Source organism: Streptomyces sp. NPDC001002 (assembly GCF_053599215.1).
This window is the reverse complement of record NZ_JBSFLV010000002.1, coordinates 221,032-235,553: the sequence shown is the minus strand read 5'-3', so window position 1 is coordinate 235,553 and position 14,522 is coordinate 221,032. Positions and strand designations below refer to the sequence as shown.

The window sequence follows — 14,522 nt, the reverse complement described above, 5'->3', positions numbered from 1 at the left end:
ACGAGGGTCAACAGCCGCGAGGAGGGTATGGGGCCGCGGCGCTGCCCAACGCCATCTCCTTCGGCACCTCGGCTATCTAGAGATACGGACGCGAGGCCCGAACGGGTCTCGCCGACCTTGCTCCGCCTCGGACCGCAAGTCCCTTGAACGGGCGCTGAATTGAGCTACGGAAAGGGTCACGGACAGGTTCACGTGATTCCTTTCACCCGGGCCGGGCCGGGGAAGGAGCCTGATTCGGAGACTACGTTCACTGCTCAGGAACCGGAACTCACCGCAACTGAGAACGGCAGGAGCCTCATGTCCCCCCAGACTTCTCAGATCGCCGTCGTCGAGCAGCACAGCCTGGTGCGCCTAGGACTGGAGACCCTGCTCTCCGGCAGCTCGCTGCTGCGGGTGGTCGCGCTGGCGGCACATCCCGCGCAGCTGCCGGGTCCGGCCGCGCAGCGCCTCGACGTCGTCGTCTACGGCGCTCCACCGATGACGGGGCCGTCCCTCGCCAAGACCGTCGACGCGCTCACCCGCACCGGCCGGGTGCTGGTCGTCGCGGACTTCGCGGGCTGGCAGCCGGTGACCGACGCACTGCGCGCGGGGGCCTTCGGCTGCGTCAGCAAACAGGCGGAGGGACAGGAGTTACTGCGCGCCGTCGAGACGGTCGCGCTCGGCGGCCTGCACGTGGCACCGGGCCTCGCCGACCAGTTGCACCACGAGCTGCGGCAACCTGCCGGCACCCCCGCGCCGGCGCTCGCGCACCGCGAACGGGAGGCACTGCGCCTGCTGGCCACCGGGCTGACACATGGTCAGATCGCCCGGCGGATGGGCCTGACGGAGGCCACGGTCAGCACCTACGTCAAGCGGATCAGGAACAAACTGAACGTCCGCAACAAGGCGGACCTCACCCGCAAGGCGATCGAACTCGGCCTGCTCCAGGAGGATTTCCACGCCTCCCCCGCACTCGCCTCCGGCTATTCACCGGCGGCCTGACGTCTCGCCGCGCGCTCCGGAATCGGCGTTCGAGGCGGGAGGGGCGGGAGGGGCGGCGAATACGCGAATCAGCCTCCGCCGGTCAGGCGCCCGCCGTTCCGGATCCGTCCCGGACCTGTGCGGCCAGCTTCAGGCTCTGAGTGACGGCGTGCGGGATGTCGACCACCGGAAACAGCGCGTGCCGCACAGTCCGTTCGGCGTCGACGATCAGGACGAGACGCTTGTGCCGCAGTCGCCCCGCGCCGCGGAACGTCGGCAGGCGCAGGGCCGCGGCCAGTTGGTGGTGGGCGTCGGACAGGAGTGGGTACGGGACCTCCTCGGCTCGGGCGAACCCCGCCTGTTCGTGCGGGAGTTGGGTGCTGATGCCGTGCACTGACACGCCCGCCCGGCGGAAGTCGGGCCAGGCGTCCCGGAACAGTCGGTTCTCCAGCGTGCAGCCGGCGGTGCCGGGGATGGGCGGGTCGCCCCAGTCGACTCCCGTGCCGGGGTAGGTGAACAGCACGGTCGCGGCGGAGTCCGGTGGGACGACGGGCAGTTGGGCGCCCTGTGGGCCGGGTAGTTCCAGGCCGTCGGGCAGACGCGTGCCGGTCAGGGCATGCACCCGGGCGTGTTCCGCGCTGTCCTCCGTCGCCGTCGCGGTGACGCTTCCGTCGCCCAGCACCCAGCGGTCGCCCCAGTCCTGCATGGCGACGAGCAGCGGGGGCAGTGCGGATCCGGCGTCCGTGAGCAGGTACTCGTAGCGCACCGGGCGTCGCTGGTAGAGGCTGCGGTGCAGGACTCCGTGGGCGACGAGGCGGCCGAGGCGCTCGGTGAGGACCTTGCGGGACAGGCCGATCTCGGCCGCCAGCGCGTCGAAGCGGACATGGCCGCGGGCGACCTCCCGCAGCACCAGAACGTTCCACCAGTCCCCCAGGACCATGGCGGCCTGCGCGATGCCGCAGTTCTCGTCGGCGTTGTGCATCCTCATGCGCCCATAGTAGGTTCCTTTTCGGGACTCACTTTGTTTCCGGATGGAACTTACCGCCCGCCGATGTCAGAGACGCGGGCTCAGCGTGAGGAGTTGCCTCGTGACCGTCATCAGCCGGGTCGTCGCACGGGAGATCATCGACAGCCGGGGCAACCCGACCGTCGAGGTGGACGTCGAACTCAAGGACGGCTCGCTCGGCCGCGCGGCCGTGCCGTCGGGCGCCTCCACCGGGGCCAGGGAAGCGGTGGAACTGCGGGACGGCGATCCAACCCGGTTCCACGGCAAGGGAGTTCGGCGCGCCGTCGACGCCGTGAACGAGAGCATCGCGGACGCCGTGACCGGCCTCGACGCCGAGGACCAGGCCACCGTGGACCGTGTCATGACCGAGCTGGACGGCACGGACACCAAGTCCCGGCTCGGCGCCAACGCCCTGCTCGGGGTCTCTCTGGCCACCGCCAAGGCCGCCGCGGCCGCCCACCGGCTTCCGCTGTACCGCTACGTCGGCGGGGTCGACGCCCGCGTGCTGCCGGTGCCGATGATGAACATCGTCAACGGCGGTGCCCACGCCGACAATCCGCTGGACTTCCAGGAGTTCATGATCGCCCCCATCGGCGCGGCCACCTTCGCCGAGGCCGTCCGGATGGGCTCCGAGGTCTTCCACACGCTGCGCGGCAACCTGCTCGCCGCTGGTCACAGCGTGAACGTCGGCGACGAGGGCGGTTTCGCGCCCGACCTGCGCACCGCGGACGAAGCGCTCGACTTCGTCGTACGCGCCGTCGAGCAGACCGGCTACAAGCCCGGCACGGACATCACGCTCGTGATGGACCCGGCCACCTCGGAGTTCTTCCGCGACGGCGTCTACGACTACACGGGCGAGGGCGTCCGGCGCACGCCCGCCCAACACGCGGACTACCTGGCGGAGTTGGTCGACCGCTACCCCGTCGCCTCCATCGAGGACCCGATGGCCGAGGACGACCACGACGGCTGGCGCGCGCTGACCGCGCGGCTCGGCGACCGCTGCCAGCTCACCGGCGACGACGTCTTCTGCACCAACGAGACGCTGCTGCGCGCCGGGATCCGGGACGGCATCGCCAACTCGGTGCTGGTGAAGGTCAATCAGATCGGCACGCTCACCGAGACGCTGGCCACCGTCGCCACCGCGCACCGCGCCGGCTACACCGTCGTCATGTCGCACCGCTCCGGCGAGACCGAGGACACCACGATCGCGGACCTCGCGGTGGCCACCGGGTGCGGGCAGATCAAGACGGGTTCCCTCTCACGCTCCGACCGCACCGCCAAGTACAACCAACTCGTGCGGATCGAGGAGGAGTTGGGGACGCAGGCCCGGTACGCCGGTCGGGCGGCACTGGGGCTGCGGCACCGGCTTTGACCGTCCGCCTTGACAATCCGTCCGCGCGAACTGAAGGCTGGTAGCCAAGGTGACCGACCAGTCGGTATGAAGGAGCGGATCGTGCCCGAGCTGAGCATTCCCACCGCCGCGGGCGTGTTCGACGCCCTCGTGGCCGGTCCGCCCGAGGGCCGCCCGGTACTGCTGCTGCACGGCTTTCCCGAGACGGGACGGGCTTGGCGGCGGCAGATCGAGGCGTTGGCGGCCGACGGCTACCGCGTGGTGGCACCGGACCAGCGCGGCTACTCCCCCGGGGTCCGTCCCGAGCGGCCCGAGGAGTACGGCATCGGCGCCCTGGTCGACGACGTCGTCGCGATCACGGAGGAACTGGGCTGGGCGAGGTTCGAGCTGGTCGGCCACGACTGGGGCGGCGCGGTGGCCTGGTGGACCGCCGACGCGCACCCCGGCCGCGTCCGTACGCTGATGGTCGTCTCGACCCCGCACCCGGGCGCCCTCGCCGGGGCCATGCGCGCGGACGAGGACCAGCGCGCACGGTCCACCTACATGCGCGACTGGCGCGAGACCCCCGCGACCGAGGACCGCATGCTCGCGAACGACGCCGAGCAGCTGCGGGCCCTCTACGCCGGCAGGATCCCGCAGGACAGTGTCGACGCGTATGTGCGGCACCTGTCCGAGCCGGGCGCTCTCACCGCGGCCCTGAACTGGTACCGGTCCGGCCGCCCCGACTCCGCGATCGGCGTCATCGACGTACCCACGCTGTACGTCTGGAGCCCGGAGGACATCGCGTTCGGGCCGGCGGCAGCGCAGGAGAGCGGAAAGTGGGTCACCGGGCCGTACCGCTTCGAGACCCTCCCGGGTGTCAGCCACTGGATCCCCGAGGAAGCGCCCGAAGAGCTGAACCGGCTGCTGCTCGACCATCTGCGGGCGTACGGCGACTGAGCCGGCCCCTCGCCCGACCCGCTCAACTGTCCGGCGGCTCCGCCGAGTCGGTCGGCTTCGGCGGGGAGGACCTCGCTGTCTGCCTCAACGCGTGCAGGGCGAGGGAGAGTTCGGTGATGCCTCGGGGGTCGACGATGGAGCGGCCGGTGCGCTCGGCGATGCGGCGCAGCCGCAGGCGCACGGTGTTGGGATGGACGTAGAGGCGCTTGGCGGCCTCCTCGGTCGAGCCGCCGCAGGCGAACCACGCGTCCAGGGTGTCCAGCAGCAGGTCGCGGTCGCCGGCCGGCAGGGCCTCGATCGGGCCGAGGACGGTGGCGGCGACGCGGGCCATCACGTCGGGTGCGCCCGCCGTCGCGACCGCGACCGGGGAGTCGTCGAAGACGGTGACGGCGCCGCTGCCCGCGTCGCCGCCGCGCATGGCGACCCTGGCGAAACGCAGGGCGTCTCCGGTGAGGCACAGGTCGTCGAAGGAGGGGCTCACGCCCACGCGCCGCTCCGCGTGCTTCCGCAACACCTCGACGAGGTCGTCCAGTTCCCGGGGCGTACGTACGCACACGATGCCCAGCTGCAGATCCGGGCGGAGCCGCCAGACGGACCGGATGCCGCGCCGGTTCAGGATCGCGGCGATCTCGGGCAGGGCGTGCCTGCCGACCTGCGGCACCTCGGCGGCGACCACGGTGAACGGGCCCTTGCGCGGTACGCCGAGGGCGTCCGCCGCGGACCACACGGCGTCGACGTCCATGCTCCGGCCCTCCAGCAGGGCCTCCACGATCGCCGACCGCTCGTGCTCATGGGCCAGGAGCCGCTCGGCCACCGCCTCGTGGTACCCGGAGACCATGGCCTCGGTGATGCCGTCCTGCAGCGCCCACATCGCCGAGGCCGCCCCGACCAGGGTGTCGCTCCCCACCAGGGGGTTCCGGGTGGCTTCGGCGACGACCTCCTCCCAGAAGTACGTCACACCGATGCGGTAGGCGGTCATCACGGCGGGCAGCGGCACCTTCTGCAGGGCGCGGCGGCGGCCTATACGGGCCGCGGCCTCGGTGTCCAGGGGTGCCCGTCCGGCCAGGCCCGCCAGGGCGTTGCCGAGGTGGGTCCGGCACGTCTCCTCCAGGTCCTCCGCGGACACCACGTCGTAGTGGTAGTCGCGGGAAGCCGCCCGGATCCGCGCCGCCATCTCCTTCGCCAGCTCCCCGAGCCGTTCGTACAGCACGGTCGCCAGGGCGTTGACCTCCTCGTCGACCAATGTCGCCTCCGGCTCACCGATCAGGAGTGATGCTCATACGGTACCGCCGGGGGGTCGGCCCGTGCCGGGGGCCGGATCGCCCGGTGCCAGCGCCTCCAGAGCGACGCGGAGCGCGGCGCGGGAGGTGATGCCGAGCTTGGGGTACAGGCGGTGCAGGTGGGAGCCGACCGTGCGGTGGGACAGGAAGAGTCGTTCACCTATCTGCTTGTTGGTGAGGCCGATGGCCGCGAGCTCGGCGATCTGCCGTTCCTGCACGGTCAGGGTGGCGGTCGGTGCGTCGGGGGCGGTGGTGGTGGCGACGCCGGTGGCGCGCAGCTCGTTGCGGGCCCGCTGGGCCATGGCCTTCGCGCCGATCCGGTCGAAGGTCTCCAGGGCGGCGCTCAGATGCAGGCGGGCACGGGGATCGCGGGTGCGGCGCAGCCACTGCCCGTAGGCGAGCTGGACGCGTCCGTGCTCCCACGGCCAGCGGGCCGCCTGGGGCAGGGACAGGGCCAGCTCGAACAGGGGGCCCGCTTCCGTCTCATCGGCGGCCAGGGCCTCGGCTCCCGCGGTGATCATCGCGACTCGCGGTGAGATGAGGTGGATGCCCGCCTCGCGCACGGCGACGACATGCGCGCGGGCCTCGTCCGTGCGGCCCGTGCGGACGGCCGCCTCGACCAGGTCCAGGACCACCCAGCGGCCCGGGATGCCGGGGCTCGGTACGCCGGGCGGGTCGATCCTGCCCACCTGGACGTGCGCCTCCTCGTAGTCGCCCTGGCCCAGCGCCGCGAGGTGGCGGGCCGACCGGGCGTAGGCCTCCGTCACCTCGATGCCGCGGGGCGCCGCCCAGGTGGTGGTCTCCTCGCTGCGGGCAAGGGCGAGTTCCGCGTCGCCGCGCAGGCCCGCGCCCGAGGCCAGCAGGGCGCGGATCTGCCGCTCCCAGAAGTGGTAGCCGTAGACCTCCGCCAGCTCCAGCCCCTCCGTCGCCAGCCGCTCGGCCTCGTCCCACTGCCCGTGGACGTAGGAGTCGTGGCACAGCAGCATCAGGGCGGGGATGACCATGGCGACCGCGCCGCCGTCGCGTTCCCGTTCGATCATGCGGGCGACCAGGTACCTGTGGTCGGACAGGGCGTCCATCGCGACCGCCGCGAAGGCCAGCGGGATCAGCTCCCAGGGTGCCGCTTCGGCGGGCAGCGCCGCGAAGGCGTCGGCGAGGCTCTGCCGCAGGGCGTCGGAGTCGCGCGTGGGGTCGACGTAGGCGTCGTAGCAGAGTCTGAACGAGGTCACCGCGGCCGGGTCGAACCGGGACATGGCGGTCCTGAGGAGCTGCCAGGGCTCGGGGCGGAGGGTGTAGAGGCTGACGAGCAGCAGCGCGTACAGGACGGCGTAGGAGTCCCAGGTGTCGGTCCCGGCGGTGTCGGTGGTGTCGTCGAGCGCCTGGGTCAGCAGCCGGTAGGCGGCGTCGACGTCGCCCTCGTCGCTGGTGAGGAAGTGGGCGGTGGCGGCGAAGACCAGTCCGGTCGGGGTGTCGGCGTCGGCCAACAGCCTTGATACGTCTTCGAGTCGGCCGGTGATGGTGGCGAGGTAGGCGGCCTCGACGAGTCGGCGGGACCGGTCGCCGGGATGCGGGCTGAGTTCGCCGGCCCGCACGAGCGCGGCCACCGCGGCGGACGCGTCGACGTGCCGCCGGTCGGACCCGGCCGTCCGCTCCGGGGCCCGGCCCTCGGCCACGGACGGTCCGCCGCGCCGCCAGGCGGACAGGGCCGCCTCCTCCAGTGCCCGGGCCACCGCCTCGTCCGGTCCGGTCGCCGCCTCGGCCAGGTGCCAGGCCCGGCGCTCGGCGGAGTGGGCCAAAGCTGCGGCCAGGGAGCGGTGCGCGGCACGGCGTTCGTGCGGAGGGGCGAGGTGCACGATCGTGGCGCGGACCAGCGGGTGGCTGAACGATATGCGGCCGTCGCCCGCGTCGACCTGGACCAGCTCCGCCTGCTGCGCCGGGGCGAGGTCGTCCACGTTCGCGGCGCCGTCCTCCCCTGCCCCGCGGATCGTGGCCAGGTCGGCGGCGGTGTCCAGCGCGGCCATGAGCAGCACTCTCCGGGTCGCCGCGGGCAGCGACTCGACGACGGTGGCGAACGCCGTCTCCAGCCGTACGGAGAAGGGCAGGAGGGCGGGCAGGGGGTCCTGACCGGAGCGCTGCCGACCGGTCAGTTCGGCCGGCAACTCCCTTAGCGCGAGCGGGTTTCCGGCGGCCTCGGCGATCAGCCGCCGCCGTACCGAAGACGCCAGTCCGGGCCACCGGGCGTCCAGCAGCTCGGCCGCCGAGCGCGCGTCGAGCGGCCCGATCTCCCGCGCCGGCAGCCGGAGTTGCTGCCACAGGCCCTCGGTTCCGGTGCGGGCGGCGGCGAGAAAGACGACCGGATCGCCGCCGAGCCTGCGGACCACGAACCCGAGCGCGGTCGCGCTGGCGCGGTCGATGCACGACACGTCGTCGGCGATCAGCAGCAGCGGACGGTCGAGGGCGACCTCGCCGAGCAGGGCGAGGACGGCGGTGGAGACGGCCGGCGGGTCCGGCGAAGGACCCGGCGCCACGCCGAAGATCCGCTCCAGGACGTCCCGATGGTGATCGGCGAGCCGGTCGGCGTCGCGGCGCAGCGGATAGAGCATCTGGTGCAGGGCGGAGAAGGTCATCTCGGCCTCGAAGTCCACGCCGGAGGCGCGCAGTACGCGCATTCCGAGCTGCGCGGCCCGGACCGCGGCGGCATCCAGCAGGGCCGTCTTGCCCACCCCGGGGGCGCCCCGCAGCAGCAGGCCGGTGCCGTCCCGGTCGGACCCGGCGAGGAGGGAGTCGATCAGTTCCAGCTCGGCCGTACGGCCGACCAGATCCGCTCGGGGCCGTGCATTCGCCGACTCCGCGCCGCCGGGCCGCCGGCCGGAAAAGTCATGATCGGGTGACAAGGAAGAGCATCCTTCGACTCGAATCGGCACAGGGGCGGGAGACGTGCCGACTCCACGTGGGTAAATGTCCGTTTCAGACTGACATCAAGATCATTGCTCATCGGGAAACGGTGGTCGATGTGCTCGGCCACAGCGTTCGGCTGTGACGGCAGTGGCCCGCCACACGGTCGCCGCGCGGCATCCGCCTGAGCTGCGGCTTCGTGAAGATCCTGGCGCTGTGTCGCCGGACCGCGGCGAGGAGGCGGTCGCGCCGGCGCGCGGTGCGTGCGAGGAGCAGGTGGCGCCGGGTGTCGTACGGGAGGTCCGGTACGTGAGGGGCGCGCTCAACTCGCGTGCGCGGTGGGGCGTGGAGTGGTCGATGTGCTGTCCCGGACGGCCTGGACCGGCGTCGTCGATCCCATGCCGTCGAGGGCGCGGCACCCTGCCGGGTGCCGTCGGACCGTCAGCGGTCCTCCTGTGCCAGTACGTGCGCGAAGGCCTCGTCCCAGTCGAAGGAGAAGCCTTCCGTGCCGAAGGGAACGGACCTGAGCGTCTCGCCGAGCCAGGCGCGCAGGGGCTCTATGGCGCCTTCGAGGAGGGCCACGCCGGTCCGCCCCTGGAGGAGTATCCAGAGGCTGTCCCCGCCGTGGCGCGCGCACGGCGGCCAGATCCGTACGTCGCCGTCGCCGCTCGGCCGGTTCAGGCCGGCCATGAGCAGGTCCCGGGAGAGGGCCCAGGTGACGGCGCCACCGCTGTCGGTGCGGAACTCGACGCGGACTTCGAGGGGTTGGGTACGGTCGTAGCCGAACCGGGCCTGGACCGGCAGTGATTCGTGCGGGGACACGTGCCGCCACATCCGCAGGGAGAGATCCGCGCAGTCCTGTTCGGGTGAACGTACGTCCCTGGCTGGTTCGTTGTCCGAGCGGCCCATGGACTTCCCTTTCTGTGCGGATCCTTGCCGATCCGTTCCGGTCCGTGCGAAATCGGCCGGGCCCGGCACGGCCTCGGGGTGTGCCCCTCGTGCCGTGCCGGGCGGCCGGCCTCCTGGTCAGGCGGCCGGGTTCCGCAGGCTCCGGCGCTGGTGGAGGACTATGTAGCCGAGCACCGCGTAGCCGACGAAGTGGCCAGCCGAGCGGGCGAGTCGGTGGCGGGGGTGGTGGTGGGACCCGTGGTGGTCGTGGGGTGCGCGGGCGACCGCCTTCGTGCCGGCGACCAGTGCGAGTGCGTCCCGCAACAGGTGTTCGAGCTCGGTGGCCGGCTCGCGGAACCGGCCGGGACCCTTCTTCGTGGATCGAGCTGCGTCGGACATGGCGTGCTGTGCCTCTCGGTCGGGGTTCAGGTGCTTCAGTCGCGTTGCGGGCGGTCCGGAGAAGGCCGGCGGGCCGGTCCCGCGGGGTTCCCCGAAGGACCGGCCGTGGTGAACGCCTGAGGGGGCTCGCGGTCAGCCGGTGATGAAGAGGTCGTCGCGTACGTCGTAGACGCCCGGGGCCATCCAGGCCGCGCCGATCACGGCGTCGTGCTCCGCCCAGGTGCGGACGTGGCCGGTGAGGACCGCCGTGTTGCCGTCGGTGGTGACGGCGACCTCGCTGTCGTCGAGGATCAGCGCGTTGCGGTCGAGCGCGTCCGACACCAGCAGGGTGACGTCGACCGGGTCGGCGTCGTCGGCGATCTCGATCCTGTTCTTGATGCCGCGCACACCCGTGAGTCCGGCGACCGCCTGCTCCGCGGCCTGCCGCTCCGAGCCGAAGCGGACCACGCCGGTCAGCGTCAGGTTGCCGTTGCTCGCGGTCGCCTCGATGCCGACGGGCACGGCGATGTTCATCAGCAGCACGCTGTTGGCCGTGTCGGCGAGCGTCGCGTCGTCGCGCTCGTGGGCGGTCGGCAGCACCACCTCCAGGTTGTTGTGGACCTTGGTCACACCGGCCACGCGCTGCGCCGCGGTGGCGGCCGCCAGGTACTGGAGGTAGCTCGGGACGGTGCCGGTGAGCCGTACTTCGCCGCCCAGGTTGTGAACGGTGATGTCCGTCGAGTTCACCAGCGGATCGAAGACGAGCTCCGCCTCGACCGACTGGCGAATGTCCTTTGTCTTGCTCATCGGGTGGATCCTTCCGTTCCGGTGAGAGCGGCGAATGTCCGCTTCGCCCTCAGCTCACCGCGAAAAACCGGTGCGGTAAAAGCGATACGGACGATTCTGGTATTGGTCTGCGCTATGGATTCCGCGCCACGGATCCGGTCATGATGCAACGCGTCCGGTCTTGATTCAGCTTGATTCAGGCGGAAATCTTCTCGGCGGTCTCAAAAAGCACCTGCTGCACTTCACGGGGGAGGTCCGTGTTCCACACCAGACCGGCGGTGGCGGTCAGCAACGCCCCCTCGACACGCACGGGCACCATGTCGTGCCGGCCCGCGTCCGCCGCCGGCCGCGCGGCGATCCCCGTGAGGCGGCACGGCCCGGTGAGGACGGCGCTCGGCCGGCTCGCGGTCGCGGCGAAGGCCAGCGTCATGGGCAGCGACTCACGGAACGGCGGGTCGACGAAATCGAAGGACGGATTCCTCGACCGCAGCGCCGCGTGCCATGCGTCGTAGGTGCCGGGATCGGTGTGCCGGGGTCCGTGGATGATGTGCATCCGGGCGAGTTCGTCGAGGCCGATGACCCCGTCCAACGCCCCCCGATGCCGGGCCGGGATCCAGACGTCCGGCTCGAAGGACCCGAGGTCCATCACGTCGAGGGGGTCCGGCAGCGCACAGTCCGCCGGACTCATCCAGCCCAGCGCGGCGTCGGCCCGCCGCTGGAGGATCGAGGAGAAGACGGCGTCCGGTGCCGTCTCCAGCCAGGTCACGTCGACCTCGGGGGCCACCGACCGCAGCCGCGAGACGGTCTCCGCGGCCAGCGTGGGCGGCAGATGCGGCTGTACGACGAACCGCAGGCGCGAGCGGCCGAGCCCCGCCGCCCGTCTGGTGCGGCTGACGCCGTGATCGACGAGGGAGAGAACGGCCCGGGACTCCTCCAGCAGGACGGTGCCCGCCTCGGTCAACCGGACTCCCTCGCGCCGGCGCTGCAGCAACGGCGTGCCGACGAATTCCTCCAGCCGTCGAATCTGCTGACTCAGCGTCGGCTGCGCGACATACATACGGGCCGCGGCATGGGTGAAGGTGCCGGCTTCCGCCACCGCCACGAAATAGCGCAGGTGGCGCAGTTCGACACCCTGGGGTGCCGAACTCTCGTTTTCGGTCGAGGAAATCGACCCGCGGGAAATCGATCCGTTCTCGGCTGTTTTCATGCAGTCCCATCCGGCCACTCGAGAGAAGCGGACCCCGGTCATGCTGCCGCAGGCCCCCGGCACCGGGCTTGAGTCATCCGACTGCCGCCGTGTCCTCACCCGGAGCCGTCGGGCCGCTTCCGCTCGCGGTACATCGCCACCACCGCCTCCCGCACGCCGAGCCGCTCGGCGATCTCGTCGTCCGCGAGCCGCACGTCGGACAGCGCGGTGATCTGCCGCAGCCGCTCGGCCGAGGACTCGGGCCACGCGATCGGAGCGCCCGTCGCCCGCAGTTCGAGCCGTGCCTCGTCACCGCAGGGGAGCGCGCCGATCCGGTCGAAGACGGACTGCGCCGAGGTCAGCAGCGATCGCGCCTCGAAGGTGCGTCCCCGGCGGCGCAGCCAGGAGCCGTACGCCAGCTCCAACTTCGCGCGGGCGTAGGGCCACTGGGACAGGTCCTGCCGCAGCGCCGCCAGGTACTGGTCCTCGGCATCCTCGTCGGCGGCCAGGACGGCGCGGGCGTACGACAGGTTGATGAGGTGCATCGGCGAGGGTGTCACCGACGCGGTCGGCTCCAGTTCCGCCACCACCTCGCGGGCGTCCTCCCGGTGTCCGGCGCGCACGGCCGCGTCCGCGAGGAACATCAGGCTGATGAACCTCTCGGCCCGGTGGAAGCTGGGGTGGGTCCGATCGAAGACCGCCCGCAGGGTCCGGTAGGCGTCGCGGCTGCGCCCGGCCTCCAAGTCCACTATCCCGCGGGCGAGTTGGAGCAGCGACAGCATGGCGTTGCGGCCCCGGGCCTCGTGCAGCTCGGCCTCGGCGGCCCGTCGCAGCGCCCCCTGCGCGTCACCGACCAGCGCTTTCAGCAGGATGTCGCACACCAGCGTTCCGTTCCCCCACAGCGGCTGTCCCGTCCGTTCCGCCAGCCGCTTCCCCTCCTCGGCCGCGGCGGCGGCCCGCACCAGCTCCCCGCGCAGCACCAGCGTCAACGCCTGCATGGTCAGCACATGCGAGAGCAGTCCCAGGCGGCCCTGCCGGCGCAGTATCTCCTCGGCGCGGTCCAACAGTTCGGACGCCAGGGCCAGGTGCCCGACCACGTGGGCGGCCAGGCCCATGACCCGCAGTGCGTCCCCGTCGTCGCCCGGCGGTGTCCCGGTCAGCGCCTCGACGACCTGCCGGGCGCGCAGCAGCGGTTCCGCCAGCGCCAGGGTCGCGAGATGGCGTGGATCGCCGGCCGTCCCGGGCAGCCGGTCGGCGCAGACGACCACCCGCGCCCGGGCAGCCGGCCCGGTGTCGGCCAAGTGACAGCGCAGGGCGGCCACCATGAGCAGGTCGAGCGCCAGATCGGGATCGGCGGGGGCGGACCGGACGGCGATGTCGCACAACTCGTGGACGCGGGCGGCATCGTTGGGGGTGTCGGTGCCGTGGTCGAACATCTCGCGGAGCCACTCCATTCGCGCCCGGTCCAGGTCGGCCAACTCGCTCCTGTCGGCCGACTGGAGCAGCTCGTGGACGAGGTCGTCCCGGCCCAGCACGAAGGCGTGTCCGGCGGCCACCACCAGCCGGTGCCCGCGCAACGCCGGCCAACTCGTCAGCTGGGCCGACCGCTCCAGGTCGTGGATCGCCGCGATCACCGCGCCCTGGCTCAGCGCCCGCGCGGAGTTGGCCTCCAGGGCGTCGGCGATCCGGTCGTCGGGGCCCACGATGGACTGCGCGCGATGCCAGGTCCGCCGGTACGCGTCGGTCAGCGTGTCCGCCAGTGCCCGATGCGCCGACTGCTGCCGGGCGAGGCCTTCGGCCTGCAGGATCCCCGAACGCATCAGGGGGTGCAGGAAGGCGACCCGGCCTTCTTCGACGGTCACCAGGCCCACCGCCCGTGCAGGATCGAACACCGCGGCGGTGACCGGTTCGCGTCGCAAGGCCCTGGTCACTACGAGTAGTTGGGCGAGCTCTCCGCCCGGGTCGACGGCCGCGACGAGCAGGGCGTCCCGGGTCGCCGGGGGCAACTCGGCCCCGCGCCCCGCGAAGGCATGCTCCAGCCGGTCGGACAGGGGCAGCGGGCCTGGTCCGCCGGAGGGCAGAGCAGCCATCGCGATCGGCAGCTCGCGCAGGGCCAGCGGGTTGCCCAACGCCTCGCGCAGGATGCGCCGTTGCTCGGCGGGGCTCAGGTCGGGCACGTGCGTGGCCAGGATCCGCGCCGCCGCGTCGTCGTCCACGCCGCTCAGGGTGAGCCGCGGAAAACCGGCGCCGAGGAACGGGCCCGGATGTCCGCGGCGCATCGCGGCGATGATCACCACTGACCCCGCCACGTGCCGTCCGACGAACGTCAGCGCCTCGTGCGACTGCGGGTCCAGCCACTGCACGTCGTCGGCCAGGACCAGCACGGGCTGCTCTGCCGCCACGGCCGCCAGCAGCTCGACGACGGCCGGATCGATCAGGAAGGGCTCCGATAGCGGACCCTCGACCAGACCGAACGCCGTCGCCAACGCGTCCCTCAAGTGCCCTGGCAGCAACGGGAGATGATCGAGCACCGGCCCGACCAGCTGATGCAGTCCGGCGAAGGGGAAGGTCGCCTCGCACTCGACCCCGACAAGCCGCAGGACCCGAAAACCCCGATCCCGCGCCCTGGCCTCCGCCTCCCTCAGCAGCGACGACTTGCCGATCCCCGGATCCCCGAGCATCAGCAGCACCGCGCCCCTCGGCGGCGTCCGGTCGAGGAACCGCGCCAGCACGGCGCTCTCCCACTCCCGTCCGACCAGCGTCGCCGAACCCACGGCTCACTCCCCACTCTCCGAAACTCCACGCGAGGCACGCCCCGGCAACGGCGGCTTGCGTCGTTTGACTGCTCCCGCC

At 72.1% G+C, this 14,522-nt stretch carries 11 protein-coding genes; 3 read left to right on the top strand and 8 right to left on the bottom strand.

Annotated features, from left to right (window positions below; genetic code table 11):
• The first annotated feature begins 297 nt into the window (after positions 1-297).
• Complete coding sequence (locus tag ACWDR3_RS02410) at positions 298-981, top strand: LuxR C-terminal-related transcriptional regulator (RefSeq protein WP_450350104.1); 684 nt, start codon at positions 298-300, stop codon at positions 979-981.
• Positions 982-1,063: 82 nt separating this feature from the next.
• Here ACWDR3_RS02410 and ACWDR3_RS02405 read toward each other — a convergent pair whose 3' ends face one another.
• Complete coding sequence (locus ACWDR3_RS02405; protein ID WP_450350102.1) at positions 1,064-1,948, bottom strand: winged helix-turn-helix transcriptional regulator; 885 nt, start codon at positions 1,946-1,948, stop codon at positions 1,064-1,066.
• A gap of 100 nt (positions 1,949-2,048) precedes the next feature.
• Here ACWDR3_RS02405 and eno point away from each other — a divergent pair, with 100 nt between their 5' ends.
• Together eno and ACWDR3_RS02395 are read left to right on the top strand one after the other, a co-directional pair.
• Complete coding sequence (eno, locus tag ACWDR3_RS02400) at positions 2,049-3,338, top strand: phosphopyruvate hydratase (RefSeq protein ID WP_450350100.1); 1,290 nt, start codon at positions 2,049-2,051, stop codon at positions 3,336-3,338.
• A gap of 81 nt (positions 3,339-3,419) precedes the next feature.
• The gene (locus ACWDR3_RS02395; RefSeq protein ID WP_450350098.1) at positions 3,420-4,256 is read left to right on the top strand and encodes an alpha/beta fold hydrolase; all 837 of its coding nucleotides are present in this window, start codon (positions 3,420-3,422) and stop codon (positions 4,254-4,256) included.
• 22 nt (positions 4,257-4,278) lie between these two features.
• Here the strand turns inward: ACWDR3_RS02395 and ACWDR3_RS02390 are convergent, their stop codons facing one another.
• The 7 genes from ACWDR3_RS02390 to ACWDR3_RS02360 all read right to left on the bottom strand — a co-directional run bounded on the left by ACWDR3_RS02390 (position 4,279) and on the right by ACWDR3_RS02360 (position 14,443).
• Complete coding sequence (locus ACWDR3_RS02390) at positions 4,279-5,499, bottom strand: PucR family transcriptional regulator (protein ID WP_450350096.1); 1,221 nt, start codon at positions 5,497-5,499, stop codon at positions 4,279-4,281.
• A gap of 33 nt (positions 5,500-5,532) precedes the next feature.
• Positions 5,533-8,430, bottom strand: a complete 2,898-nt coding sequence (locus ACWDR3_RS02385) for an ATP-binding protein (protein ID WP_450350095.1) — start codon at positions 8,428-8,430, stop codon at positions 5,533-5,535.
• 442 nt (positions 8,431-8,872) lie between these two features.
• The gene (locus ACWDR3_RS02380; RefSeq protein WP_450350093.1) at positions 8,873-9,340 is read right to left on the bottom strand and encodes an SsgA family sporulation/cell division regulator; all 468 of its coding nucleotides are present in this window, start codon (positions 9,338-9,340) and stop codon (positions 8,873-8,875) included.
• 117 nt (positions 9,341-9,457) lie between these two features.
• Positions 9,458-9,718, bottom strand: coding sequence for a hypothetical protein (locus ACWDR3_RS02375; RefSeq protein WP_450350092.1), 261 nt, complete (start codon positions 9,716-9,718; stop codon positions 9,458-9,460).
• Positions 9,719-9,850: 132 nt separating this feature from the next.
• Positions 9,851-10,504, bottom strand: a complete 654-nt coding sequence (locus ACWDR3_RS02370; protein WP_450350091.1) for a BON domain-containing protein — start codon at positions 10,502-10,504, stop codon at positions 9,851-9,853.
• A 175-nt stretch (positions 10,505-10,679) separates the two neighbouring features.
• Positions 10,680-11,690: a LysR family transcriptional regulator gene (locus ACWDR3_RS02365; RefSeq protein ID WP_450350089.1), complete on the bottom strand. Its 1,011-nt coding sequence runs from the start codon at positions 11,688-11,690 to the stop codon at positions 10,680-10,682.
• Between the two features lie 95 nt (positions 11,691-11,785).
• A complete protein-coding gene (locus ACWDR3_RS02360; RefSeq protein ID WP_450350087.1) occupies positions 11,786-14,443 on the bottom strand; it encodes an ATP-binding protein in 2,658 nt (885 codons plus the stop codon).
• Positions 14,444-14,522: the final 79 nt, after the last annotated feature.